This window comes from Modestobacter sp. Leaf380, from assembly GCF_001424485.1.
Classification (GTDB): Bacteria; Actinomycetota; Actinomycetes; order Mycobacteriales; family Geodermatophilaceae; genus Klenkia.
The window spans coordinates 296428-321813 of the sequence record NZ_LMQC01000020.1 but is presented as its reverse complement, the minus strand read 5'-3'; the positions used below and the strand labels follow the sequence as shown (position 1 = coordinate 321813).

Genomic DNA, 25386 nt, shown 5'->3' with positions numbered 1-25386 from the left:
TCGGTCAGCCTGCCACGGCGGAGGGCTGGTCGGCCCGGGCGGTCTGCGCGGCGTCGTCGGGGTCGGGGGTGTCGACGTCGGTGCCCTGCGGCACGCGGGTCACCAGCAGGGTGTCCACCCGGTTGCGGCGGCCCCCGGTGGACTCGGCCAGCAGGTGCAGCTCGCCGACCACGGTCTCCGAGCCCTCGATGGGCACCCGGCCGATCTCCCGGGCCAGCAGGCCGCCGACGGTCTCGACGTCGTCGTCCTCGGGCAGCTGGACCTTGAACAGGTCGGCGAGGTCCTCCACCGGCAGCCGCGCGGTCACCCGGTAGGCGCCGTCGGGCAGCTCCTCGACCGGCGGGCGCTGCACGGTGTCGTGCTCGTCGTCGATCTCGCCGACGATCTCCTCGAGGATGTCCTCGATGGTCAGCAGCCCGGCGAAGCCGCCGTACTCGTCGACGACGACGGCCATGTGGATCCGGCGGGCCTGCATGTCGCGCAGCAGCACGTCCACGGGCTTGGACTCGGGCACGAACGCCGCCGGGCGCATCAGGTCCTCGACCTTGATCCGGCTGACGTCCTGGTCGCCCTGGGTCCGTCGGACCAGGTCCTTGAGGTACACGACGCCGACGACGTCGTCGACGTTCTCCCCGATGACCGGGATGCGGCTGAACCCGCTGCGCAGGGCCAGCGCGAGCGCCTGGCGCAGGGTCTTGGTGCGCTCGATGTAGACGACGTCGGGGCGCGGCACCATGACCTCGCGGGCGATGGTGTCGCCCAGCTCGAACACCGAGTGGATCATCGCCCGCTCGCCGGACTCCACGACGCCGCGTTCCTCGGCCATGTCGACCAGCTCGCGCAGCTCGACCTCGGTGGAGAACGGGCCCTCGCGGAAGCCCCGGCCGGGGGTGATGGCGTTGCCCAGCAGGATCAGCAGGGTGGAGACCGGGCCGAGCAGGCGGCCCAGCAGCCGGGTGAGCCCCGCCGTCCGCAGGGCCACCGGGTAGGCGTGCTGGCGGCCCAGGGTGCGCGGGCCGACCCCGATGAGCACGTAGCTGACCACCGTCATGACCGCGGCCGCGGTGACCACCCCGCCGCCCACCCCGTCGAAGACGACGAAGAGGATGACCGCGATCAGCACGGCCGCGGTCATCTCGCACGCGATCCGCAGCAGGAGCAGCAGCGAGACGTGCCGGGCGCGGTCGTCGACCACGGCGAGCAGCGCGTCGGCGTTGCGGGCGCCGTCGCGGCGCATCTCCTCCACGCGGGCACGGGAGATCCCGGCCAGCGCGGAGTCGATCGCGGCGAAGACCCCGGCCACCGGGACCAGCAGGACGGCGATCACCAGCAGGGTGACCGCGGTGGAGCTCATCGTCCGTCGGTCTCCACGGGCGCGCCGGTCACCTGGTCCCGTGGGACGGCGCGGAAGCCCTCCAGCAGCGAGGACTGGAGACCGAACATCTCCTTCTCCTCCTCGGGCTCCATGTGGTCGTAGCCCAGCAGGTGGAGCACGCCGTGGGTGGCCAGCAGGAGGAGCTCGTCGTCCATGGTGTGGCCGGCGGCGCGGGCCTGGCGGATCGCCACGGCCGGGCACAGCACGACGTCACCGAGCAGCTCGGGGCCCGGGTCGGGGTCGTCGGGCCGGGCGGTGTCCAGCTCGTCCATCGGGAAGGCCAGCACGTCGGTGGGGCCCTTCTCGCCCATCCACCGCTCGTGCAGGCTGGCCATGTAGTCCACGTCCACGCACAGCACCGACAGCTCGGCGAGCGGGCTGACGTCCAGCTCCCCCAGCACGTAGCGGCAGATGCCGGTCAGCGACGTCTCGTCGACGGCGATCTCGGACTCGTTGGCGACCTCGACGGCCACGGTCAGCTGCCCTTCTGCCGGCGCGGGCCGGGGTTGTGCACGGCGGGGCGGGTGGCTTGGGCGGTGTCCCAGCGCTCGTAGGCGTCGACGATGTCCCCGACCAGGCGGTGCCGGACGACGTCGGAGCTGGTGAGCAGGGAGAAGTGCACGTCGTCGATCCCGGTGAGGATCTCCCGGACCACCCGCAGGCCCGACTGGGCGCCGCCGGGCAGGTCGACCTGGGTGACGTCGCCGGTGACGACCATCTTGGAGCCGAAGCCGAGCCGGGTGAGGAACATCTTCATCTGCTCGGCGGTGGTGTTCTGCGCCTCGTCGAGGATGACGAACGCGCTGTTGAGCGTGCGGCCGCGCATGTAGGCCAGCGGGGCCACCTCGATCGTGCCCGAGGCCATCAGCCGCGGGATCGACTCCGGGTCGACCATGTCGTGCAGCGCGTCGTACAGCGGCCGCAGGTAGGGGTCGATCTTCTCGCTGAGCGTGCCGGGCAGGAAGCCCAGCCGCTCGCCGGCCTCGACCGCGGGGCGGGTGAGGATGATCCGGTCGACCTGCTTGGTCTGCAGCGCCTGCACGGCCTTGGCCATCGCCAGGTAGGTCTTGCCGGTGCCGGCAGGGCCGATGCCGAAGACCACCGTGTGCTGGTCGATGGCGTCGACGTAGTGCTTCTGGTTCAGCGTCTTGGGCCGGATCGTCCGCCCGCGACGGTTGAGGATGTCCAGGCTGAGGACCTCGGCGGGCCGCTCGCTGCCCCCGGACCGCAGCATCCCCACGACCCGGCGCACCGAGTCCGGGCGCAGCGCCTGGCCGGTGCGCACCAGGGCGATGAGCTCGTCGAAGACCCGGACGGCGAAGGCGTTGTCGGCCGCCTGCCCGGTCAGCGTGATCTCGTTGCCCCGCACGTGGACGTCGGCGGAGAGCTCGGTCTCCACCAGGCGCAGGAGCTCGTCCCCGGATCCCAGCAGGGACACCATGGAGACCGACTCTGGGACCGTGATCGAGGTGCGGACGGGCTCGGTGCCTGCCTCGGCGGCGGGGGCCGTCACCGCGGTGCCGGCGTCACCCAGGCCCGCGGCGCGGGCCGAGGCCTCTCGGGACGCGCTGGCACCGGGCTGGGCGCCCGCGACGGGCGGGGAGCTCGGTGAGGTGTCGGGCAAGAACGCTCGACCCTGCCTTCCTGCGACGGGGGTGGGACGTCTCCCAGCCTACGCGCAGCGCACCCGCCCGGCGCCCGGTTTCCCCAGGCGGGGTCAGCGCCCTCGGTGCCGGGCCCTCCCCGGGCCCTCGCTGAGGAAGGAGGCCACGGCGGCGCGCAGGTCCTCGCTGTCGAACAGCTCACCGGACACCTCGGGGACCACGGCGTCCGCGGCCCGGACCCCCTGCCGTGCGCTGGTCGCCACGAGGGTCTTGGTCGCCGCGTGCGCCAGGGTGGGCCCGGCGGCCACCTGCCGCGCGAGTGCGAGCGCGGCCTCGGTGAACCCCTCCGCGGGCAGCACCCGGCTCACCACGCCCCACTCCTGCAGGGTCCGGGCCGGGTACCGCTCGCCGGTGAAGACCAGCTCCTTGGCCCGCGCGGTCCCCGCCCGCTCGGCCAGCCGCTGCGGCCCGCCCATCGACGGGGTCAGACCGACGACGATCTCCACCAGCCCGAACGACGCCTGCTCGGTGGCCACCAGCAGGTCGCAGGCCAGGGCCAGCTCGAACGCCGCGGTCAGGGTCAGCCCGTGCGCGGCGAAGACGGTGGGCACCGGCAGGTCCTCCAGGGTCTGCACGGTGCGCAACAACCGCGCCCACAGGGCCCCGCCCACGGCGGCGGCGTCGGGCCCCTCGGCGATCTCGCCGAACAGCGCGACGTCCACGCCACCGGAGACCACCCGGCCCTCGGCGCGCACCAGGACCGCCCGCACCCGGTCCTCCCGGGCCGGGTCGGTCAGCTCGGCCAGCTCGGCGACCCGGGCCTCCAGGGCGTCGAAGACGGCCGCGTCGAAGAGGTTGAGGGGCGGGGCGTCGACCACCAGCACGGCGACGTCGCCGTCGCGCTCGATCCGGACGGGGGCTGCACTGCTCTCGGTCACCACCCCATGCTCCCAGCCGTGCCGATCCGCCATCCGTCGGCGAAAGCGCAGGTAGGCGGCGTGCAGCAACGAGTTAGGGCAGGCTAGCTTTGCCGCCGCGGCCCACCAGGGGCCGCCGGAGAGGTGGACACATGCGCTCGTACTGGAGCCCCCGACGGACCGCGGTGCTGGCCGCCGGCACCCTCGTCCTGGCCGTCGCCGGCTGCGGCGAGGCCACCGACGACACCGGGACGGCGGCCGCCGCGCCCGCGTCCACGTGCGAGGCCGGCACGGTCGCCTACGGCGAGACCGACCCCGAGGTCGAGGCCAGCACGGTCGACGACGAGGCGCTGGTCGTCTACTCCGGCCGCGACGAGGAGCTCGTCGCCCCGGTGCTGGAGCAGTTCACCGAGGAGACCGGCATCGAGGTCTCGGTGCGGTACGGCTCGACGTCCTCCATCACCGCGCAGCTGCTGGAGGAGGGCGCCGACAGCCCCGCCGACGTCGTGCTGCTGCAGGACGCCGGCGCGCTGGGCGCGCTGGCCGACGCCGACTGCCTGGCCGAGCTGCCCGACGAGACCGTCGGGCAGACCTTCGCCGAGTACGCCGACGACGACCGCCGCTGGGTGCCGCTGACCGGCCGGGCGCGCGTGGTGCTCTACGACCCGCAGCAGGTCGCCGAGGCCGACCTGCCGGCCGACACCGCGGCCCTGGTGGACCCGGCCTACGCCGGCCAGGTCGCCATCGCCCCGGGCAACGCCTCCTTCCAGGCGTTCGTCACCGCGATGCGGGTGCTGGAGGACGACGCCACCGCCGAGGAGTTCCTGCAGGGCCTCGTCGACGGCGCGGCACCGGTCTACGACGGCAACGGCGCGATCCTGGACGCCGTGGAGGCCGGCGAGGTCCCGATGGGCCTGGTCAACCACTACTACTGGTTCGAGCAGGCCGCCGAGGTCGGCGCCGACGCGATGCGCTCCCAACTGCACTACCTGCGTGACGGGCAGGCCGGCTCGCTGGTCAACGTCAGCGGGTCCGGGGTGGTCAGCTCCTCCGACCGCGCCGAGGACGGCCTGACGCTGGTGGACTTCCTGCTCAGCACCCAGGCGCAGGAGTACTTCGCCCAGGAGACCTACGAGTACCCGATGGTCTCCGGCGTGCCGGTGGCCGACCAGCTGCCCTCGCTGGAGGACCTCGACGCCCCGACCATCGACCTGGACGACCTGGCGTCGCTGTCGGTCACGCTGCAGATGATCACCGCCTCGGGGCTGGCCTGATCGACGCCGCAGGGGCGCCGGTCCACCCGGGCCGGCGCTCCTGGACGGTGACACCGCTGACCGCCGCGGCCGTGCTGGCCGCGGCGGTCAGCGCCGTCCCGCTGGTCTACCTGGGGATCGCCCTGGCCGGGCTGGACGCCGGGCAGGTCGCCGAGGTGCTGCTGCAGCCGCGCACCCGCCAGCTGCTCGCCACCACCCTGCTGCTGGCCGGCACGGTCACCACCGCCTCGGTGCTGCTGGGCCTGGCCACCGCCTACGTCCTGCACGCCTTCGACTTCCCCGGCCGGCGGGTGTTCGCCGTGCTGGCCGGGCTGCCGCTGGCCGTGCCGTCCTACGTGGCCGCCTACACGTGGGTGGCCCTCACGCCCGCGGTGGCGGGGCCCGCCGGGGCCGCGATGGTCCTGACGCTGTGCTGCCACCCCTACGTGCACCTGCTGGCCGGCAGCGCGCTGCGCGGGCTGGACCCCGGGCTCGCCGAGGTCGCCCGGGCCACCGGCCGGCGTCCCCTCGCCGTCTTCTGCACCGTCACGGTCCGCCAGCTGAGGCCCGCACTGGCCGCCGGGGGCCTGCTGGTGGCGACCTACGTGCTGGCCGACTTCGGCTCGGTGTCGATCCTGCGGGTGACCACCCTGACCCGGGCGATCGCGGTCTCCCTGGAGAACAGCTTCGGCCGGCTCGTCCCGGTCACCCTCTCGCTGCTGCTGGTCGTCGTCTCCGCACTCGTCGTCACCGGCGAGCTGCGCAGCCGGGGCCGCGCCCGCTACGCCCGCACCGGCAGCGGGGCCCGCCGCCGGGCGCCCCGGGTCCGCCTCGCCCCGCTGCCCGCTGCCGCCGTCGTCACCGGCCTCGGGGCGCTCGCCGCGGCGGCGCTCGGCGTCCCGGTGGTCAGCCTGGCCCGCTGGCTCGCCGTGGGGACGTCGGCGACCTTCGACCCGGCGCGGCTGTGGGACACCGCGACGTCCACGCTGCTGCTGGCCTCCGGTGGCGCCCTCCTCACCGTGGCCCTGGCGCTGCCCATCGGGGTGGTCGCCGGACGGTCCTCGGGCCGGCTGGCGCGGGCCCTGGAGGGCGCGAGCTGGCTGTCGCACACCGTGCCCGGCATCGTGGTCGCGCTGTCCCTGGTCTACCTGACGCTGCGGGTGGCACCGGCGGCCTACCTGACGGCGCCGGTGCTGGTGCTGGCCTACGCCGTCCTCTTCCTGCCGCTGGCGGTCGGCGCGGTGCGGACGGCGGTCGCGCAGTCCCCGCCCGCACTGGAGGAGGTGGCCCGCTCGCTGGGCCGCCGGCCCTGGCAGGTGCTGCGCGAGGTGACCCTGCCGCTGGCCGCCCCGGGCGTGCTGACCGCGGCACTGCTGGTCTTCCTGTCCTGCGTCAAGGAACTGACGGCGACCCTCGTGCTGCACCCGACCGGGACGGAGACGCTGGCGATGCGACTGTGGAGCTCGACGACGTCGGGCCAGTACGCGGCGGCGGCGCCCTACGCCGCGCTGATCGTGGTGCTCGCCGCGGTGCCCGCGCACCTGCTGCAGCGCGAGCGGGGCGCCCGGTGACCGCGTCCAGCCCCAGCACCCACGCCCTCGACGTCGCCGACGTGACGGTCCGCTTCGGTGCCGTCGCGGCGCTGGACGGCGTCTCGCTGACCGTGCCGACGGGGTCGTTCACCGCCCTGCTGGGCCCCTCGGGCTGCGGCAAGACCACCCTGCTGCGGGTGGTCGCGGGCTTCCTGACGCCCACGTCGGGCCGGGTGACGATCGCCGGCCGGCCGGTGGCCGGGCACGGTCACCGGGTCGCCCCGGACCGGCGCGGCGTGGGGGTCGTGCCGCAGGACGGCTCGCTGTTCCCGCACCTGGACGTGCGGGCGAACGTGGCGTTCGGCCTGCCGCGCGCCCGCCGCCGGGACGGCCGCGCCGACGAGCTGCTGGACCTGTTGGGCCTGGGCGGGATGGGCGCCCGTATGCCGCACGAGCTCTCCGGCGGGCAGCAGCAGCGGGTGGCGCTGGCCCGGGCGCTGGCACCCCGGCCCGCCCTGGTGCTGCTGGACGAGCCGTTCAGCGCGCTGGACGCCGGGCTGCGCGTCGCGGTGCGGGACGACGTCCGGGCCGCGGTGGCCGCCGACGGTGCCACCGCCCTGCTGGTCACCCACGACCAGGAGGAGGCGCTGTCGACCGCGGACCGGGTGGCCGTGCTCCGGGCCGGCCGACTGGTCCAGGCGGGCGCGCCGCGCGAGCTCTACCGCTCCCCGGTCGACGCCGAGCTGGCCGGCTTCCTGGGCACCGCGGTGCTGCTGCCGGGCACGGTCACCGGGCACTCGGCCGTGGAGACCCCGCTGGGTCGGCACGAGCTCGACGTCCCGGGGCGGCCCGGCAGCGAGGTCGAGGTGCTGGTGCGCCCCGAGGACCTGCGGGCAGGGGACGGCGACGGGACGGGCACGGCCGGCGTCGTGGAGGGCGTGCGGTTCAGCGGGCCGGACACCGTGCTCACCGTGCGGGTGGCGGGCCTGGGTCTGGTCGCCGTCCGCGAGCGGAGCATCCACCGCCGGCCCGGGGACCGGGTGCGGCTGCAGGTGCACGGCCCGGTCCGGGCCTGGCCACGCCGGACCTGAGCCCGGGCCGGAGGCCGGACCGGCCGTGACCGGTCAGCCGGGCGGCCAGGCCAGGTCGCGACCGCCGAGCACGTGCAGGTGCACGTGGTGCACGGTCTGGCCGGCGGCCGGACCGGTGTTGGCGACCAGCCGGTAGCCCGGCTCCGGGCCGTCCTCGGTGGCGAGGCCCTCCTGCACGGCGACGGCGTGCGCGGCCGCGACGACCTCGGCCAGCAGGGTCGGGTCCGCGCCCACCAGCAGCCCGGCCGTGGCGTGGTGGTCCTTCGGGATCACCAGCACGTGCGTGGGGGCCTGCGGGGCGATGTCCCGGAAGGCGAACGTGCGCTCGGTCTCGTGGACGACGTCGGCCGGGATGTCCCCGGCGACCATCGCGCAGAACAGGCAGTCGGTCATGGCCGCGACCCTAGGGCCGTCGTGCCGCCCGCTCAGCTCCAGCGGGTGCGGGCGGCCAGCGCCGCCAGCGCCGCGGCACCGGCGGTCGACGTCCGCAGCACCTCGGCACCCAGCCGGACCGAGACGGCACCGGCGGCACGGAAGGCGACGACCTCGCCGTCGGTCAGCCCGCCCTCGGGCCCGACGATGACGGCGATGACACCGGTGGCCGGCACCTCCAGCACCGAGAAGGGACGGCGGGCCTGCTCGTGCAGCACCACCGACAGGTCGGTGTCGCCCAGCAGGCCGCAGACCTGGCGGGTGCTCATCGGGTCGGTGACTTCGGGGACCCGGGGACGGCGGGCCTGCTTGCTGGCCGCCCGGGCCGCCGAGCGCCACTTGGCCAGGCCCTTGTCCACCCGGTCCTCGCGCCACTTGGTGACGCAGCGCGCAGCGGTCCACGGCACGACCCGGTCCACGCCCAGCTCGGTCGCCAGCTCGACGGCCAACGGGCCCCGGTCGCCCTTGGGCAGCGCCTGCACGAGCACCAGCTCGGGCTCGGGGGCGGGCACCTCGTGGCGCGCGGTCACCCGGACCCGCAGGCCGCCGGGGCCGGCCGCGGTGACCTCGCCCTCCAGCAGGGTGCCCTCGCCGTCCCCGACCCGGACGCGCTCGCCGGGGGCCAGCCGCAGCACGTCGACGGCGTGCCGGCCCTCACCGCCGTCGACGAGCACCTCGGGGCCCTCGGGCAGCGTGTCGAGCAGGAACAGCGGGGTGCCGTCCAGCGGCGGTGCGGTGGTGTCGGTGACGACCTCGGCCACGCCGCTCAGCGCCCGTTGAAGGCGTCGCGGACCCGGGAGAACAGGCCGTTGTGCTGGGCGCGGCTGGCCTCGGGGTGGTCCTCCCCGCGGACGGCGGCGAGCTTGCGCAGCAGCTCCTCCTGCTCGTCGTCCAGACGGGTGGGGGTCTGCACGTCGATGTGCACCATCAGGTTGCCGCGGCCGGTGGCCCGCAGCCGGGGGGCACCGTGCGCGCGCAGGGTGAGCACGCTGCCGGACTGGGTGCCGGCCTTGACCTGCAGCGGCTCGTCGCCGTCCAGGGTCTTCAGCGTGAGCGTGGTGCCCAGCGCGGCCGCGGTCATCGGCAGGGTGACCCGGCAGTGCAGGTCCTCGCCGTCCCGGGTGAAGACGTCGTGCGGGCGCTCGTGCACCTCGACGTACAGGTCACCGGCCGGCCCGCCGCCGGGGCCGACCTCGCCGTGCCCGGACAGCCGGATGCGCATGCCGTCCTCGACGCCGGCGGGGATCTTCACCGGGATGGTGCGGCGGGCCCGCACGCGGCCGTCGCCGGCGCACTGCGGGCACGGCTCGGGGATGACCTGGCCGGTGCCGGCGCAGGTGGGGCAGGGACGCGAGGCGACGACCTGGCCGAGGAACGAGCGCTGCACGCTCTGCACCTCGCCGCGGCCGTTGCAGGTGCTGCACTGGGTCGGGTGGGTGCCCGGGGCGGTGCCGGCGCCGGTGCACATGGTGCACAGCACGGCGGTGTCCACGGTGATGTCGGTCGTCGTCCCGAAGACGGTCTCGTCCAGGTCCAGCTCGACGCGGATCAGCGCGTCGCCGCCGGCCCGCGTGCGGCTGCGCGGCGATCGGGTGGCCCCGCCGCCGCCGAAGAAGGCGTCCATGATGTCGCCCAGGCCGCCGAAGCCGGCCCCGCCGCCGAAGGGGTTGCCGCCCCCGCCGCCACCGGTCTCGAACGGGTCGCCGCCCAGGTCGACGATGCGCCGCTTGTCCGGGTCGGTGAGCGCCTCGTAGGCCCGGCTGACCTGCTGGAACTCCTCCTTGGCCCCGGGGTCGGGGTTGACGTCGGGGTGCAGGTCGCGGGCCTTGCGGCGGTAGGCGCGCTTGATGTCGGTGTCGGTGGCCCCCTGGGCCAGCCCGAGCACGCCGTAGTAGTCCGTTGCCATGCGGTTTCTCAGTCCTCAGCTCTCGGCCAGCAGCTGGCCGACGTAGCGGGCCACGGCTCGTACCGCGGCCATGTTCCCGGCGTAGTCCATCCGGGTGGGTCCGACGACGCCCAGTCCGCCGAGCGCCAGGTCGCCGGTGCCACCGACCGACCCGTAGCCCACCGAGACCAGGGAGGCGCCCGTCAGGCCCTCGTGCTCGTTCTCCTCGCCGATGCTGACCAGCACGTGGCTGGGGGCCACCTCGCCCATCAGCCTCAGGACGACGACCTGCTCCTCCAGGGCCTCCAGCAACGGCCGGAGGCTGCCCGGGAAGTCCAGTGCCCCGCCGCGGGTGAGGTTGGCCGTGCCACCGATGAGCAACCGGTCCTCCCCCGGTTCGACGAGGGTCTCCACCAGCGTCGCGCTGACCGCGGCGACCAGCCCGCGCAGGTGCGGGGGCGCGGTCTCCAGCAGGTCGGCGACGGCGACGCTGGCCTCGGCCAGCTTGGCGCCGACGAAGGCGGAGTTCAGCAGGGTGCGCAGCTCGGCGACCGGGTCCGCGCCCGCGGGCGCGTCGGTCACCGCGGGCACCTCGACGACGCGCTGCTCGACGCGGCCGGTGTCGGTGATCAGCACGACCAGCAGCCGGTTGGTCGCCAGCTGCACGACCTCCAGGTGCCGGACGGCGGAGCGGGCCAGCGTCGGGTACTGGATGACCGCGACGTTGCGGGTCAGCTGGGCCAGCAGGCGCACGGTCCGCCCCAGGACGTCGTCGAGGTCCAGCGCGCCGTCCAGGAAGCGCTCGATCGCCCGCCGTTCGGCGACCGAGAGCGGCTTGACCTGGGAGAGCCGGTCGACGAAGAAGCGGTAGCCCTTGTCGGTGGGCACCCGCCCGGCGCTGGTGTGCGGCTGGGTGATGTACCCCTCCTCCTCCAGCACCGCCATGTCGTTGCGGATGGTCGCCGAGGAGACGCCCAGGTCGTGCCGGGCCGCCAGGGCCTTGCTGCCGACCGGGACGTTGGTCGAGACGTAGTCCTGCACGATGGCCCGCAGGACCTGCAGGCGGCGTTCGTCGTGCGCCACGCCGACCACCCCCTCCTCGCACCGCGGTTGGCACTCACCTCGTCCGAGTGCCAGGTCCAGCATACGACCGGGCGGCACCCCCGGTGCACCGTTCACCGCCGACCCGAGGTGTCCCCGGGCGGGTCGAGACCGGGTCGCACTAGGGTGGTCCGGGCGTCGAGTGCCCCGGGTCACGGGGACGGTCTGAGGGGAGTCGGCACCTGATCTTCAAAGCGGTGCGCGACGGCCGGCCCTACCCCGACCACGGCTTCTCCACCCGGGACTGGGCGATGATCCCGCCCCGGCAGATCCGGCTGGACACCCTGGTCACCACCAAGCGGACCCTCGAGCTGGACGCCCTGCTGGCCGACGACTCGACCTTCTACGGCGACCTCTTCCCGCACGCCGTCCAGTGGCACCGGGAGCTCTTCCTGGAGGACGGGCTGCACCGCGCCCTGCGCGCGGCCCTCCAGCAGCGCAACGTCATCCACGTGCGCGTGCTGGACCTGGACGCGCTGATGCCGTCCGCCCCCGCCTCCACCTGACCGCCTGCCCCCCCGTCCGGTGGCCCCCGCGCCCGGCGGCCCTGGCCTCCTCCTGACCGCCTGGCCCCTGCGCCCGGCGGCCCCCGCGCCCTGCGCCGGCCTGCCCTGAGCCCCTGCCACAGCCCCCCTGCGCCGCCCCGCTCAGGCCCGGCGCCGCGGGCGATCCCCCGCAGGCAGCCCTGCGCCGTCGACGCGCAGTGGCGCTCCGACTGCGCGCCCCTGCCGGTCTCCCGGGCTCGTGAGCGGCGCAGGCGCGCACCCACGACTTCCCTGCGCGGGGAGGTGCCTGGGCGCCGCGGGTCAGCGGCTCGGGCGCGCGGCCCCGGCGCCGCAGCGCGCGACGGCTGACCGGGTGGACCCGGCCCTGGGGAGCTGCAGACCGGCGGACCGGCGCAGCGGGTCAGCGGGTCAGCGGGTCAGCGGGTCAGCGGGTCAGCGGGTCAGCGGGTCAGCGGGTCAGCGGGTCAGCGGGTCAGCGGGTCAGCGGAGGCAGTCGGCCATGGCCGCCGCGATCGTGAGGAGCAACCGTTGCGGGTCGTGCATCTCGGCCGCGGTGACGAAGAAGACGCGCCAGCCCGCGTCCTGCAGGGCGTTGAGCCGACGTCGGTCGTGGGCGAGCCGGTCGACGTGGCCGGCGCCGTCGTACTCGACCGCGAACCGGAGTCCGGGCCACCCGAAGTCCACGCGGGCGACGAACCGGCCCCGCCGGTCCCGCACCTCGTACTGGGCGACCGGTACCGGCAGCCCGGACGACGCCAGGAGCATGCGCAGCACCGTCTCCGGCGGCGAGGCTGCCAGCCCGTCGGCCACGGCCGCCGCCCGGCGTCCACGCGCCGAACCCGGGCCGGTCCGCAGCGCCGCCTCCGCGCGGACCTCCTCGAGCGTCGCCAACCGTGCGGCCACGAACTGGTCCAGGACGGCGACCGCCTGCGGGTGTGGCCAGGCGACCGCGAGGTCGACGGCGGTGACGACGGCACTGGTCACCTGCAGCCCGTCGAGCACCACCACCGAGTGCCGCGCCAGGTCCCGGCGCCGCACCCGGACGCCCGTCGTGGACCACCCGCCCGATCCGCCGGGGACAGTCAGCTCCACCGGCTCGCTCTCCCCCGGCCCCAGGTCCACGCCGTACAGCCGGGCCGCCGACGAACCGGTGACCACCGCGCCGGGCACCAACGCCACCGACGCCTGCACCCGCACCGCGTGCGTCACCGGTGCGCCGGCCGCGACGTAGACGTCCCGGTGCAGCCGCGACCACCCGGGCCCGGCGAGCTCGTGCCGGGTCAACAGCCCGGCCGCGACAGCAGCGGTGCCGCGGAAGGGCGCAGCACCCAGCTCAGGGACGGGGCGTGGTCGACGGGGCACGCGATGCAGCGTCGCGCCCGAGAGCGGGCCGGGGCCGCGGGCGTCCACACCGCACGGGTCTGTCCACAGATGGCGCCGACCCTCGACCGCGCCGCGCCGGCTGTGCTCCCCTCCGGCGCCGCCGACACGTCTGCCTGCTCTCTCGCACGGCGGACCGTGGCCGACGGCGCAGCTGCGCCGGCGCGCACCCGCAGTGGACGTGCGCGCCGGGCCCGCCGTCCGCCCCCGCCGAGCAGCGTGGCCGCGCAGTCCCGCCCGGGCGCGCGCCCACACCGCCACCCCGAGGAGCAGACCCGCGTGGCCGCGCAGCCCCGCCTGGGCGCGCGCATCACCCCAGGGAGCACACCCGCACAGCCGCGCACTCCCGCCCGGGCGCGCGCCCACACCACCACCCCGGGGAGCAGACCCGCGTGGCCGCGCAGTCCCGCCCGGGCGCGCGCCCACACCGTCACCCCGGGAAGTGGACCGGCCCGGCCGCGCAGCCCGGCACCCGGCGTGGACGCGCAGCCGCTCCACGGGCGCGCGCTCCTGCCGGCGTCCCGAGCGGCGTGGCGGTCTGGGCGCGCACCCGCACGGTCCGGGCGCGCCGAGGCCGCGCCCGCGACGTGGACAGCGGCGTGGGCGCGCACCGCCGGCACAGCTGCGCGTGGGGACGGGCCTCGCCCCCCCTAGAGCCAGCCCTTGTCGGCGGCGACCCGGGACGCCTCGACGCGGGTGCGGGCGCCGGTCTTGCCGATGGCGTTGGACAGGTAGTTGCGCACGGTGCCCTCGGAGAGGAACAGCCGCCCGGCGATGTCGGCGACGGTGGCCCCGTCGGCGGCAGCCCGCAGGACGTCGGCCTCCCGTCCGGACAGCGGGGTGGCCCCCAGCGCGAGGGCCGCGGCGGCCAGGTCGCGGTCGATGACCCGCTCCCCCGCGACCACCGCGCGGATCGCGGCGGCCAGCTCGGCGACCGGGGAGTCCTTCACCAGGAAGCCCTGCGCGCCGACCTCCATGGCCCGGCGCAGGAAGCCCGGCCGGCCGAAGGTGGTCAGCACGACGGCCTTCACCCCGGGCATCGCGGCAGCCAGGTCGCGGGCGGCCTCGATGCCGTCCTGGCCGGGCATCTCGATGTCCAGCAGCGCGACGTCCGGGGTGTACGCCTGTGCCGCGACGACCACGAGATCGCCGCGGCCGACCTCGGCGACGACGGTGATGTCGGGCTCGAGCTCCAGCAGCGCCCGCAGGGCTCCCCGGACCAGCTGCTGGTCCTCGGCCAGCAGCACCCGGATCACGCCGTCACCGCCGCGGCGACCAGGGGCACGGTCGCGGCCAGCTGCCAGCCACCGCGCGGGCCGGCCCCGCCGGTGAGGGTGCCCTCCAGCGCGCCGACCCGCTCGCTCAGGCCGGTCAGTCCGCTGCCGGGTGCGGTGGAGTCGTCGGGGCCGCGGCCGTCGTCGGTGACGGTCAGCGCGGCGCTGACGCCGTCCTCGGTCAGGGTGACGACGACGGCGCGGGCGCGGCTGTGCCGCAGCACGTTGGTGGTGGCCTCGCGGACCACCCAGCCCAGGACGGCGTCGGCCGGGCCGGGGAGCACCGGCACCCGGTCGGGGCCGCGGAAGGAGATGCCGGCCCCGGAGAGCGCGGCCCGGGCCTCGGCGAGGGCCTGCGCGCAGCTGATCTGCCGGTAGCCGCTGACGGCGTCCCGGACCTCGGCGAGGGAGCGCCGTGCGGCGGCCTCGACGTCGGCCATCTCGGTGCGGGCACGGGCGGGGTCGGCCTCGGCCAGCCGGCCGGCCAGCTCGCTCTTGAGCGCGATGAGGGACAGCGAGTGGCCCAGCAGGTCGTGCAGGTCGCGGGCGAAGCGCAGCCGCTCCTCGGCGACGGCGTTGCGGGCCAGCTCCTCGCGGGCCTCCCGCAGCTCGGCGTTGACGGTGAGCAGGTGCCGGGTGCCCCACAGGGTGGCTGCGGTCAGCGGGCAGAGGACGGGCAGGAAGAGCGTCGTCCAGTCCTGCCACGAGACGATGACCACCGCGGAGGCCAGCGTCGCGGCCCCCGTCACCGGCCACACCAGACGCTGCGGCAGGGTGGCGGCCGCGGCGGCGGACACGTAGATCCAGAGCCCCGCGTAGCTGGTGCCCAGCCCGGCCGAGAGCACCGTGGCCAGGACGACGACCACGAGGAAGTCCGGCCGGACGCCGCGCGGGTCGGCGAAGCGGCCCAGCACGCTGAGGTAGGCGGCGGTGAAGGCCACCAGGGCGACCGCGATGAGCACCCGGGCGAGGACGGGGCGTTCCTCGGTGACCAGGTCCAGCACCGGGAAGACCTGGAAGACCAGCCACGGGACGGACCACGCCAGCCTCCGCCACAGCGGCGGTCGGGTCTCGGGGACGGGCTGCACGGGGGTCAGTCTCCCGCTCAACCGGCCACGGCGTGCAAGGGACGCCGGGAACCGACCGCCAGGGCCGCCGCGGTGAACAGCAGCGCGAAGCCGGCCAGCACGAGCGCCGCCCCCGCCGGGCTGCCGCCGGTGACCACGGCCCGGCCCAGCTCTCCGTACCAGTAGGACGGCATCGCCCGGGCCACCAGCTGCAGCCCGTCGGGGAACAGCCAGACCGGGATCCACAACCCGCCCAGGGCGGCCAGCACGACCGACAGGATGCCGATGGCCGCGCCCGCGGCCTTCTCCTCCAGCGCGAGACCCAGAAGCATGCCCAGGGCCACGAAGGCCCCGGACCCCAGCCACAGGGCACCCAGCAGCACGGCCCAGCTGCCGAGCCCGAGCTCGACGTCGTTGACGAACCGGCCGACGAGGGCGACGACCAGCAGGCTGGGCAGCACCAGCACCATGCCGACCGCGACGTCGACCGCGACCACGGTGCGGGCGGGCAGCGGGAGCACCCGGAGCTGGCGCAACCAGCCCGACGCCCGGTCGAACGACAGCCGGATGGTGGCGCCGAGCGCCGCCCCCAGCGCGCCGTAGCACATCATCGAGACCATGTAGTCCCGTGCGTACTCCTGGTACTCGGCCGGGTCGGCGGCCTGCGCACCGAACACCTTGGTGAAGAACACGGTGAACAGCGCGGGCAGCAGCACCGTGAAGAGCAGGTACTGCCAGGACCGGGTGACCCGGCGCAGCTGGAAGACGAGGAGGTCGGTCATCGGGTGCCTCCGGTGAGGGTGAGGAAGGCCTGCTCCAGGCTCGCCCCGCGGACCTCCAGGTCCGGCAGCCGGTCGCGGGCGGCGAGCAGGGCGCGCAGGGTTGCCTCCGCGTCGGTGGTGGCCAGCTCGACCAGGTCCCCGGTTCCGCCGACGGCGGTCACGCCGGGCAGGTCGGACAGCCCGGTGCGGTCGGTGCAGCCGAACCGGACGGTGCGCCCGGCGATCCCGGACTTGACCTGGGCCGCGGTGCCGTCGGCGACCACCCGGCCGCCGTCCACGACGACGACCCGGTCGGCCACCGCGTCGGCCTCGTCGAGGTGGTGGGTGGCGAAGACGACGGTGTGGCCGCGGTCGGCCAGGCTGCGCATCGTCGCCCAGAAGGCGTGCCGGCCCTCCACGTCCATGGCCGAGGTCGGCTCGTCCAGGACCAGCAGCGGCGGTGTGCCGGCGAGGGCGAGGGCCAGCAGCACCCGCTGGCGCTGACCGCCCGACAGCTGCTCGGTGCGCCGGCCGGTGAGGCCCACGATGCCGGTGGTGGCGACCAGGTCGGCCATCGGCCACGGGTCGGCGTACCGGCCGGCGACCAGCCGCAGCACCTCCCCGACGCGGGCCTCGCTGGGGAGCCCGCCGTGCTGCAGCATCGCCCCGACCCCGCCGGTGCGGACCGCGGTGAGCGGGTCCCGGCCGAGCACCTCGACGGTGCCGGAGCTGGGCCGGAAGAGGCCCAGGGCGGCGTTGACCGTGGAGGACTTGCCGGCGCCGTTGGGGCCCAGCAGCGCGACGGTCTGCCCGCGCGGGATCAGCAGGTCCAGCTCGTGGACGGCGGTCGTGCCGCCGTAGCGGACGGTGAGCCCGCGGACGTCCAGGGCGGGGGTCTGTGCCATGCGTCGAGCCTGGCGGGGGGAGGGTCCCGGCGGGAGTGCGAGACGTCGTCCACAGGGGCTGACGGATGTCAGACGGGTCGCCCTACCCTCGGTGCGTGACCCTGGCACCGGAGGACGAGCTGACCGATCCCGCGCTCGAGGTGCTGGGCCGGGTCTTCGGCTACGACGCCTTCCGCGGCCCGCAGCGCGAGGTCGTCGACCACGTCGTCGCCGGCGGGGACGCCCTGGTGTTGATGCCCACCGGTGGCGGCAAGTCGCTGTGCTACCAGGTGCCGGCGCTGCTCCGGGACGGGGTGGGCGTCGTGGTCTCCCCGCTGATCGCGCTGATGCAGGACCAGGTGGACGCGCTGCGGGCGGTCGGCGTCCGGGCCGGGTTCCTCAACTCCAGCCAGGACCGCGACGAGCGCCGGGCGGTCGAGGAGGCGTTCCTGGCCGACGAGCTGGACCTGCTCTACATCGCCCCGGAGTCCCTGGGCGGCGGCAGCTCCCCGACCGCGCGGCTGCTGGAGCGCGGGCACATCGCGCTGTTCGCCATCGACGAGGCGCACTGCGTCGCCCAGTGGGGCCACGACTTCCGGCCGGACTACCTGGCCCTGTCGATGCTGCACGAGCGCTGGCCCGACGTGCCGCGGATCGCGCTGACCGCGACCGCCACCCGGGCCACGCACACCGAGATCAGCACCCGGCTGCAGCTCGACGACGCCCTGCACGTCGTGGCCGGCTTCGACCGGCCCAACATCCAGTACCGGATCGCACCCAAGAACGAGCCGCGCAAGCAGCTGCTGGACCTGCTGCGCACCGAGCACCCCGGGGACGCCGGGATCGTCTACTGCCTGTCCCGCGCCTCGGTGGAGAAGACCGCGGAGGCCCTCGTCGCCCAGGGCATCCCGGCGCTGCCGTACCACGCGGGGCTCGACCAGCGGACCCGCGCGACCAACCAGTCCCGGTTCCTGCGCGAGGACGGCCTGGTGATGGTCGCGACGATCGCCTTCGGCATGGGCATCGACAAGCCCGACGTCCGCTTCGTCGCGCACCTGGACCTGCCCAAGTCCGTCGAGGGCTACTACCAGGAGACCGGCCGGGCCGGCCGGGACGGGCTGCCCTCGACCGCCTGGCTGGCCTACGGGCTGGCCGACGTCGTCCAGCAGCGCAAGATGATCGACTCCTCCGAGGGCGACCTGGCCCACCGGCGGGTGCTGTCCGCCCAGCTGGACGCGATGCTGGCGTTGTGCGAGACCGTCGACTGCCGGCGGGTCCGGCTGCTGGCGCACTTCGGCCAGGAGAGCTCGGCCTGCGGCAACTGCGACACCTGCCTGGCCCCGCCGGAGACCTGGGACGCCACCATCCCGGCGCAGAAGCTGCTGTCCACGGTGCTGCGGCTGCAGCGCGAACGCGGCCAGTCCTTCGGCGCCGGGCAGTCCATCGACATCCTGCTGGGCAAGCGCACCGAGAAGGTCGCGCAGCACTCGCACGACGAGCTGACCGTCTTCGGCATCGGCACCGACCTCAGCGAGACGCAGTGGCGCGGTGTGGTCCGCCAGCTGCTGGCCCAGGGCCTGCTGTCGGTGCAGGGCGAGTACGGCACGCTCGTGCTCAACGAGGCCAGCGGCCCGGTGCTGCGCCGCGAGCGCGAGGTGCTGATGCGCCGGGAGGCCGACCGCCCGGCGCGCTCGGGCCGCTCCTCCCGTGGGGCCAAGGCCGCAGCGGTGGACCTGCCGGCGACCGCCGCGCCGGCGTTCGAGCGGTTGCGGGCCTGGCGGGCGGCCACCGCCAAGGAGCAGGGCGTGCCCGCCTACGTCGTCTTCCACGACGCGACGCTGCGCCAGATCGCCACCGACGAGCCGGCCGACGTCGCCGCGCTGGGCACGATCAGCGGGGTCGGCGCAGCGAAGCTGGAGCGCTACGGCGAGGGACTGCTGGCCGCCCTGCACGGCTGAGCACCCGGCCACGGGAGCCCGGGCGGGGCCTCAGTCGGTGAGGTCCCGGACCACCGCGTCGGCGAGCAGCCGGCCGCGGTCGGTCAGCACGGCCCGGCCCTCGGCGTGCGGGCCGGGCTCGAGGAGACCCTGCACGACCGAGCCCGCGGCCCGGGCCCGGCCGACGTCGCTGAGCGCGTCCAGCGGCAGGCCGTCGCGCAGGCGCAGGCCCAGCATCACCCGCTCCAGCGCGCGGTCGGCGGCGGTGAGCTGTTCGGCGTCGGCGGCCGGGTGCTCACCGGCGGCCAGCCGCCCGGCGTAGGCCGCCGGGTGCTTGACGTTCCACCAGCGCAGCCCGCCGACGTGGCTGTGCGCGCCGGGGCCGATGCCCCACCAGTGCGCGTTGGCCCAGTACAGCTCGTTGTGCCGGCACCGGGCGGCCGCACCGCGGGCCCAGTTGGACACCTCGTACCACTCCAGCCCGGCACCGCGCAGCACCCGGTCGGCCTGCTCGTACCGGTCGGCCAGCACGTCGTCGTCGGGCATCGGCAGCTCGCCGCGGGCGACCCGGCGGGCCAGCTTGGTGCCCTGCTCGACGATGAGCGCGTAGGCGCTGACGTGGTCGACCGGGGAGTCCAGCACGGCCTGCAGCGAGAGGTCCCAGTCGGCGTCGGTCTCGCCGGGGGCGCCGTAGATGAGGTCCAGGTTGACGTGGTCGAAGCCGGCGGCGCGGGCCTCGCGTGCAGCCTCGGCGGCCCGGCCGGGCGTGTGCCGGCGGTCCAGGACGGCGAGCACGTGCGGGGCGGCGGACTGCATGCCCAGGCTGATCCGGGTGAAGCCGCCCGCGCGCAGGGTGGCCAGCGACTGCGGCGTCACCGACTCCGGGTTGGCCTCGGTGGTGACCTCGACGTCGGCGGCGACCGGGAACAGCTCGCGGGCCCGGTCCAGCACGGCGACCAGGTCGGCCGCGGGCAGCAGGGTCGGGGTGCCGCCGCCGACGAAGACGGTGCTGATCGTCGGCGGGGTCGGCCCGAGCACCCGGGCGGCGAGCTCCACCTCGGCGATGGCGGTGGCCGCGTACTCGCTGCGGTTGGCGCCGGGGCCCAGCTCGTCGGAGGTGTAGGTGTTGAAGTCGCAGTATCCGCAGCGCGTCGCGCAGAACGGCACGTGCAGGTACAGCCCGAACGGCGTCGTCGGCAGCTCGGCGCGGGCGGCGTCGGGGAGCATCGCCGGGCCGGCCGGGAGGACGGGCGTCTGGCCCAGGACGGGCAGGGTGGTGGTCATCGCTGGGTCCAGTGTCCCCGCTACCGGCAGGATGCGGACGTGACCTCCACCCCCGTGCTGCACGTCGAGGTGTCCCGCGGCGTCGCCACGCTCACCCTGGACTCCCCCGCCAACCGCAACGCCCTGTCCCGCGCCATGCGTGCGGAGCTCCGGCAGGCCCTCACCGACGCCCTGGCCGACGACGCCGTCCGGGTGGTCGTGCTGGACCACACCGGGCGGGTGTTCTGCTCCGGGATGGACCTCTCCGAGGCCGCCGGCGGGTCCGCCGCCGACCAGGGCGTCAACGAGTTCCCGGAGCTGCTGGAGACGATCTGGCACTCCCCCAAGCCGGTGCTCGCCGCCGTCCGCGGCCCGGCCCGGGCCGGCGGCGTCGGGCTGCTGGCCGCCTGCGACGTCGTCGTGGCCGGGGCCTTGGCCACCTTCGGGTTCGCCGAGGTCCGCATCGGGGTGGTCCCGGCGATCATCTCCGCGGTCTGCCGGCCCCGGATGCTGCCGCACGCCGTGCACCGGCTGATGCTCACCGGCGAGGTCTTCGACGCGGCCACCGCCGCGCAGACCGGGCTGGTCGACCTCGCCGTCGCCGACGACGCCGTCACCGACACCGTCGCCGCCCAGGTCCACGCGCTGGCCGCCGGTGCCCCGCTCGCGCTGGCGGAGACCAAGCGGTTGCTGCGATCGACGCCGTCGGGGTCGCTGGGCGACCAGTTCGGCGACCTGCTCGGTCTCTCGGCCCGGTTCTTCGCCTCCCCGGAGGGCCAGGAGGGGATCGCCGCGTTCCGGGAGAAGCGCCCCGCGTCCTGGGTGCCGCAGGACTGAGACCTGGGGCGCCATCGGCGCACGAGCGGGGGCTGACTCAGCGCAGCCGTCGGGTCCGGTCGCCCAGCTGCAGGGTGACCCCGCGGGCGTCGAGCCACTCGGCGAGCGGCACGGCGACCCGGCGGCTGGTGCCCCACGCCTGCCGCGCCGTCGACAGCGTGAACGGCTGGGCGACGCCGGCCAGCGCCGCCCGGGCGCGGTCCTCCACGCCCGGGGCCAGGTAGACGCCCTCGCCCACCCGGACCAGCTGACCGTCCCGCACGGCGGCGGCGAGCTCCCGGGCGCCGAGCCCGGCCGCGATCAGCGCCTCGGTGTCCGGGGCCGCGAACGGCTCGAGGGCCAGCCGGGCCAGGACGCCGTCGACCGCGCGCTGCACCTGCTCGGGCAGGCCACTGTCGGCGGCCACCACCCGTCCCTCGCGCAGGACCAGCGGCGGGCGCACCAGGCCGGCGACGAGCTCGGCGTCGGGCAGGTCGAGGGCGCTGCGCAGCACGGCCGTGGGCGGGCCAGGCTCCAGCGGGCGCAGCTGCCGGTACCGGGTGACGACGGCGGGCACCCGCGCGGCCAGCTCGTCGGCCAGCCCGGGCGCCAGCAGCCAGCGCCCGACCGCGGTCGCCTCGGCCGGCACCGGCCAGCCCATCGCCACGAACTCCGAGCGGAGCACCACCCGGCGACGGGTCAGGTCGGCCACGGCACCGCCGCCGGCGGCGAGGGCCTCGGCGCGGGCCCGGGCGGCACCTCGGCGGCGCAGCTGCGGCGGGTCGACGTCCCGGACGTCGGCGCCGTGCACGGTGCGGGTCCCGGGGTCGCGCAGCAGCAGCCGGTCCCCCACCCGCAGGGCCAGCGGGGCGGTGAGCCGCAGCCGCACCGTCGCGTCGTCCAGCGGCCGGACCCGGGCTGCGACGGTGGCCGAGCCGACGTGCACGACCAGCTCCGCGGGCAGCCGATCGACCGGCCGGACCAGGGTGACGTCGAGCTCGGCGGTCTCCCGGTACGCGTCCGGGGTGAGCAGCGCGTCGCCGCGGGAGAGGTCCTCGACGGCGACGCCGCGCAGGTTCAGCGCGACCCGGGCCGTGGCGCGGGCTGTCTCGACGTCGGCCCCCAGGGACTGCAGCCCGCGGACGACGACGTCCCGGCCGCCCAGGGTGAGCCGGTCCCCGGCGGACACGGTGCCGGCAGCCAGGGTGCCGGTGACGACCGTGCCGGCGCCGCGGATGGTGAAGGCCCGGTCGACCCACAGCCGGACGGGCGCGGCCACGTCGGGGGCGGGCAGCCCGGCCAGCAGCGCCTCCAGCGCGGCGGCGACCTCCGGCACGCCGGCCCCGGTGCGGGCGCTGGCGGCGACGCCGGGGACGACGCCCAGCGAGGTCTCGGCCAGCCGGGCGGTGACGTCGGCCAGCACCGGTGCCGGGTCGGCCAGGTCGGCCTTGGTCACCACCAGCAGCGCGTCGCGGACGCCCAGGGCGTCCAGCACGGCGACGTGCTCGGCGGTCTGGGCGGACCAGCCGTCGTCGGCGGCGACCACCACCAGGGCCGCCGGGACCGAGCCGACCCCGGCGAGCATGTTGCCGACGAACCGCTCGTGCCCGGGGACGTCGACGACGGCGACGGTGCGGCCGCCGGCCAGCGTGGTCCAGGCGAACCCGAGGTCGATGGTGAGCCCGCGGCGGCGCTCCTCCTCCCACCGGTCGGGCTGCATGCCGGTGAGCGCGCTGACCAGCGAGGACTTGCCGTGGTCGACGTGGCCGGCGGTGGCTACGACGTGCACGCGCGCACCGCCGTCACCAGGGTGTCGTCGTCGGCGGGGTCCAGGCTGCGCAGGTCCAGCCAGGTCCGGCCCTCGGCGGTGTAGCCGACCACCGGGGGCTGCCCCTGCCTCAGCTCCTCCGCGCACGAGGCCGGCAGGGTGACCGCGACGGAGGGCAGCTCGAACTCCGGCGCCCCTCCCCCACCCACCCGCGCGCCGGCGTCGGCGACCACCGCGTCGACCCCCGGCAGCGCGGCGACGACCGCCTCGGCCCGGGCCCGCAGCTCCTGCACCGTGGCGGCGAGCATCCGCTGCACCGGTGGCTGCGGCCCGCGCAGCGTGGCCTCCAGCGCGGCCAGGGTCGTCTTGTCGACCCGCAGCGCCCGGTAGAGCGGGTGCCGGCGCAGCCGCTGGACCAGGTCGGCCCGCCCCAGCACCAGACCGGCCTGTGGCCCGCCGAGCAGCTTGTCCCCGCTGCACAGCACGAGGTCGGCGCCGTCGGCGAGGGTTGTCTGCAGGTCGGGCTCGTCGGGCAGTGCGGGGTGCGGGCGCAGCAGCCCGGAACCGACGTCGGCCACCAGCGGCACGTCCAGCAGCGGCGCCAGCTCGGCGACCTCGACGGACCGGGTGAAGCCGCGGACCACGAAGTTGGACGGGTGCACCTTCAGCACGGCACCGGTGTCCGGCCCGACGGCGTCGGTGTAGTCGGCCGCGGACACCCGGTTCGTCGTCCCCACCTCGCGCAGCCGGGCGCCGGTGGACACCAGCAGGTCCGGGATCCGGAACCCGTCGCCGATCTCCACCAGCTCGCCGCGGGCGACCACCAGCTCCCCGCCCAGGCAGGTCGCCACCAGCGCCAGTGCGGCGGCGCAGTTGTTGACCACGATCGCCGCCTCCGCGGCCGGGACGGCGGCCAGCAGCGCGTCGATCGCGCCCTCACCGCGCGGGCCGCGGCGGCCGGTGGCCAGGTCCAGCTCGACGTCGGTGGTGCCGCCGGTGGCGACGACGGCCTCCAGGGCGGCCGCCGACAGCGGGGCCCGGCCCAGGTTGGTGTGCACCAGCACGCCGGTCGCGTTGAGCACCCGGTGCAGCGAGGACGCGGTGCCCGGCAGTGCAGCCAGCACCGCGTCGGCGGCGTCGTCGGGGGCCAGCGCACCCGCGCGGACCTGCTGCTGCACGCCCGTCACCACGGCCTTGACCAGGTCCCGGCCCAGGCGCCCCACGGCTGCGGCGACCCGGGCCTCGGCGAGCAGGACGTCGGTGCGCGGCACCAGCCGCCGGGGGTCGCTCGTCATCGTGGTCCGAGCGTAGGAGCCCGGCGGCGCCCGGGGGCGAGGTGGTCTGGCGGAGGCGGACGGGAATCGAACCCGCCTGACCCGGGTACCGGGTCACGTCGGCTTTAGAGGCCGCGGGGGTCACCAGACACCCTGACGCCTCCGGGGTCGAGGGTACGCACCGACCGCGCCACCGCCGGCTGCGGACGGGCTGCGGACGGGCTGGGGCCGGTGTTCACTCGGAGCCGTGACGACCGCGACCCACCGCCTCACCCAGTACGCACACGGGGGCGGCTGCGCATGCAAGATCCCGCCCGGCGAGCTGGAGGCCGTGGTCGCCGGACTGACCCACACCGGACCCACCGACCCGCGCGCGGAGCTGGTGGTCGGCCTCGACGACGGCGACGACGCCGCCGTCGTCCGGATCGCCGGCGGCCAGGGCCTGGTGCTCACCACCGACTTCTTCACCCCCGTCGTCGACGACGCCTACGACTTCGGCCGGATCGCCGCGGCCAACGCGCTGTCCGACGTCTACGCGATGGGCGGCACCCCGGTCGTCGCGGTGAACCTGCTCGGCTGGCCCCGCGACGTGCTGCCGCCGGAGCTGGCCGCCGAGGTGCTCCGCGGCGGTCTGGAGGTGGCGCACGCGGCCGGCTGCCACGTCGGCGGCGGGCACTCCATCGACTCCCCCGAGCCCACCTACGGCATGGCCGTCACCGGGCTGGTCGACCTGGAGCGGCTGATCCGCAACGACCGGGCCGCGGTCGGCGACCCGATCTCGCTGACCAAGCCCCTGGGCGTGGGCACCCTGAACAACCGGATGAAGGCCACCGGTGAGCCCTCGCCCGAGGCGATCGACTCGATGACCCGGCTCAACGCCGAGGCATCGGTGGCCGCCGTCGCCGCGGGCGTGCGGGCCGGCACCGACGTCACCGGGTTCGGCCTCCTGGGCCACCTGTACAAGATGGCCCGGGCCAGCGGGGTGACCGCGGTGGTCTCCGCGGCCGACGTCCCCTACCTGGCCGGCGCCCGGCAGGCCGTCGCCGACGGGTACGTCTCCGGGGGCACCCGGCGGAACCTGGACTGGGTCCGGCCGCACACCGACCTCTCGGCCGTGTCCGACGACGACGCCCTGCTGCTCGCCGACGCGCAGACCTCCGGCGGGCTGCTGCTGGCCGGCGAGGTGCCCGGCGCACCGGTCATCGGGGAGTTCGTCGCCGCCGGGGAGCACGCCGTCGTCCTCCGGTGATGCCGGACACGTGAGGC

The 25386-nt window shown here is 75.9% G+C and carries 23 protein-coding genes and 1 tRNA gene; 7 read left to right on the top strand and 17 right to left on the bottom strand.

Features of this window, described 5'->3' with window-relative positions:
• Window positions 1-4: 4 nt before the first annotated feature.
• The 4 genes from ASG41_RS16910 to ASG41_RS16895 form a co-directional block, all read right to left on the bottom strand.
• On the bottom strand, window positions 5-1354 hold the full coding sequence (locus ASG41_RS16910; protein WP_056297547.1) for a hemolysin family protein: 1350 nt from the start codon (window positions 1352-1354) through the stop codon (window positions 5-7).
• Window positions 1351-1848 (bottom strand): rRNA maturation RNase YbeY, encoded by a 498-nt coding sequence (gene ybeY, locus ASG41_RS16905; RefSeq protein WP_056297544.1) that lies wholly within the window; start codon window positions 1846-1848, stop codon window positions 1351-1353. The genes ASG41_RS16910 and ybeY overlap by 4 nt, the downstream gene beginning before the upstream one ends.
• 2 nt (window positions 1849-1850) lie before the next feature.
• Window positions 1851-2999, bottom strand: coding sequence for a PhoH family protein (locus ASG41_RS16900; RefSeq protein ID WP_235564864.1), 1149 nt, complete (start codon window positions 2997-2999; stop codon window positions 1851-1853).
• A 93-nt stretch (window positions 3000-3092) separates the two neighbouring features.
• On the bottom strand, window positions 3093-3917 hold the full coding sequence (locus ASG41_RS16895) for an enoyl-CoA hydratase/isomerase family protein (protein WP_082557035.1): 825 nt from the start codon (window positions 3915-3917) through the stop codon (window positions 3093-3095).
• 131 nt (window positions 3918-4048) lie between these two features.
• On the opposite strand from ASG41_RS16895, the gene ASG41_RS16890 reads away from it, so the two are divergent.
• The 3 genes from ASG41_RS16890 to ASG41_RS16880 are packed head-to-tail and all read left to right on the top strand — an operon-like array spanning window position 4049 to window position 7772.
• Entirely contained in the window at window positions 4049-5170 is a 1122-nt protein-coding gene (locus tag ASG41_RS16890; protein ID WP_056297540.1) for an extracellular solute-binding protein, read from the top strand.
• Between the two features lie 47 nt (window positions 5171-5217).
• Entirely contained in the window at window positions 5218-6720 is a 1503-nt protein-coding gene (locus ASG41_RS16885) for an iron ABC transporter permease (RefSeq protein WP_200939027.1), read from the top strand.
• Complete coding sequence (locus tag ASG41_RS16880) at window positions 6717-7772, top strand: ABC transporter ATP-binding protein (protein WP_056297537.1); 1056 nt, start codon at window positions 6717-6719, stop codon at window positions 7770-7772. Before ASG41_RS16885 ends, ASG41_RS16880 begins: the two co-directional genes overlap by 4 nt.
• Before the next feature lie 33 nt (window positions 7773-7805).
• Here ASG41_RS16880 and ASG41_RS16875 read toward each other — a convergent pair whose 3' ends face one another.
• Genes ASG41_RS16875 through hrcA form a run of 4 tightly spaced genes read right to left on the bottom strand, consistent with a single transcriptional unit; the run spans window position 7806 to window position 11172 of the window.
• Window positions 7806-8165, bottom strand: coding sequence for an HIT domain-containing protein (locus ASG41_RS16875; protein WP_056297535.1), 360 nt, complete (start codon window positions 8163-8165; stop codon window positions 7806-7808).
• A 32-nt stretch (window positions 8166-8197) separates the two neighbouring features.
• Window positions 8198-8965, bottom strand: coding sequence for a 16S rRNA (uracil(1498)-N(3))-methyltransferase (locus ASG41_RS16870; RefSeq protein WP_082557034.1), 768 nt, complete (start codon window positions 8963-8965; stop codon window positions 8198-8200).
• 5 nt (window positions 8966-8970) lie between these two features.
• Window positions 8971-10110 carry a molecular chaperone DnaJ gene (dnaJ, locus tag ASG41_RS16865; RefSeq protein ID WP_056297531.1) on the bottom strand — a complete coding sequence of 380 codons (1140 nt, stop codon included), beginning with the start codon at window positions 10108-10110 and terminating at the stop codon, window positions 8971-8973.
• A 15-nt stretch (window positions 10111-10125) separates the two neighbouring features.
• Entirely contained in the window at window positions 10126-11172 is a 1047-nt protein-coding gene (hrcA, locus tag ASG41_RS16860; RefSeq protein ID WP_056298239.1) for a heat-inducible transcriptional repressor HrcA, read from the bottom strand.
• A 200-nt stretch (window positions 11173-11372) separates the two neighbouring features.
• On the opposite strand from hrcA, the gene ASG41_RS16855 reads away from it, so the two are divergent.
• A complete protein-coding gene (locus ASG41_RS16855; protein ID WP_056297528.1) occupies window positions 11373-11696 on the top strand; it encodes a type II toxin-antitoxin system VapB family antitoxin in 324 nt (107 codons plus the stop codon).
• Window positions 11697-12176: 480 nt separating this feature from the next.
• Here ASG41_RS16855 and ASG41_RS16850 read toward each other — a convergent pair whose 3' ends face one another.
• The 5 genes from ASG41_RS16850 to ASG41_RS16830 form a co-directional block, all read right to left on the bottom strand.
• Window positions 12177-13058: an endonuclease domain-containing protein gene (locus tag ASG41_RS16850; RefSeq protein WP_056298236.1), complete on the bottom strand. Its 882-nt coding sequence runs from the start codon at window positions 13056-13058 to the stop codon at window positions 12177-12179.
• A gap of 668 nt (window positions 13059-13726) precedes the next feature.
• Entirely contained in the window at window positions 13727-14332 is a 606-nt protein-coding gene (locus ASG41_RS16845; RefSeq protein WP_056297525.1) for a response regulator transcription factor, read from the bottom strand.
• On the bottom strand, window positions 14329-15438 hold the full coding sequence (locus ASG41_RS16840; RefSeq protein WP_056297522.1) for a sensor histidine kinase: 1110 nt from the start codon (window positions 15436-15438) through the stop codon (window positions 14329-14331). The genes ASG41_RS16845 and ASG41_RS16840 overlap by 4 nt, the downstream gene beginning before the upstream one ends.
• 17 nt (window positions 15439-15455) lie before the next feature.
• Window positions 15456-16199, bottom strand: a complete 744-nt coding sequence (locus tag ASG41_RS16835) for an ABC transporter permease (RefSeq protein ID WP_056297519.1) — start codon at window positions 16197-16199, stop codon at window positions 15456-15458.
• A complete protein-coding gene (locus ASG41_RS16830; RefSeq protein ID WP_056297516.1) occupies window positions 16196-17083 on the bottom strand; it encodes an ABC transporter ATP-binding protein in 888 nt (295 codons plus the stop codon). The genes ASG41_RS16835 and ASG41_RS16830 overlap by 4 nt, the downstream gene beginning before the upstream one ends.
• A gap of 95 nt (window positions 17084-17178) precedes the next feature.
• Between ASG41_RS16830 and recQ the strand changes: the two genes are divergently transcribed.
• Window positions 17179-19020 (top strand): DNA helicase RecQ, encoded by a 1842-nt coding sequence (gene recQ / locus ASG41_RS16825; protein ID WP_235564863.1) that lies wholly within the window; start codon window positions 17179-17181, stop codon window positions 19018-19020.
• Between the two features lie 30 nt (window positions 19021-19050).
• On the opposite strand, the gene hemW is transcribed toward recQ, so the two are convergent.
• Window positions 19051-20283 (bottom strand): radical SAM family heme chaperone HemW, encoded by a 1233-nt coding sequence (gene hemW, locus ASG41_RS16820; RefSeq protein ID WP_056297512.1) that lies wholly within the window; start codon window positions 20281-20283, stop codon window positions 19051-19053.
• 39 nt (window positions 20284-20322) lie between these two features.
• Here hemW and ASG41_RS16815 point away from each other — a divergent pair, with 39 nt between their 5' ends.
• Window positions 20323-21099 carry an enoyl-CoA hydratase-related protein gene (locus ASG41_RS16815; protein ID WP_056297506.1) on the top strand — a complete coding sequence of 259 codons (777 nt, stop codon included), beginning with the start codon at window positions 20323-20325 and terminating at the stop codon, window positions 21097-21099.
• Window positions 21100-21136: 37 nt separating this feature from the next.
• Here ASG41_RS16815 and selB read toward each other — a convergent pair whose 3' ends face one another.
• The 3 genes from selB to ASG41_RS23720 form a co-directional block, all read right to left on the bottom strand.
• Entirely contained in the window at window positions 21137-22867 is a 1731-nt protein-coding gene (selB, locus tag ASG41_RS16810; protein ID WP_056297503.1) for a selenocysteine-specific translation elongation factor, read from the bottom strand.
• Window positions 22855-24141, bottom strand: a complete 1287-nt coding sequence (gene selA / locus ASG41_RS16805) for an L-seryl-tRNA(Sec) selenium transferase (RefSeq protein WP_082557032.1) — start codon at window positions 24139-24141, stop codon at window positions 22855-22857. Before selA ends, selB begins: the two co-directional genes overlap by 13 nt.
• A 47-nt stretch (window positions 24142-24188) precedes the next feature.
• A tRNA-OTHER gene (locus tag ASG41_RS23720) sits at window positions 24189-24284 on the bottom strand.
• 83 nt (window positions 24285-24367) lie between these two features.
• Between ASG41_RS23720 and selD the strand changes: the two genes are divergently transcribed.
• Window positions 24368-25369, top strand: a complete 1002-nt coding sequence (gene selD / locus ASG41_RS16800; RefSeq protein ID WP_056297498.1) for a selenide, water dikinase SelD — start codon at window positions 24368-24370, stop codon at window positions 25367-25369.
• Window positions 25370-25386: the final 17 nt, after the last annotated feature.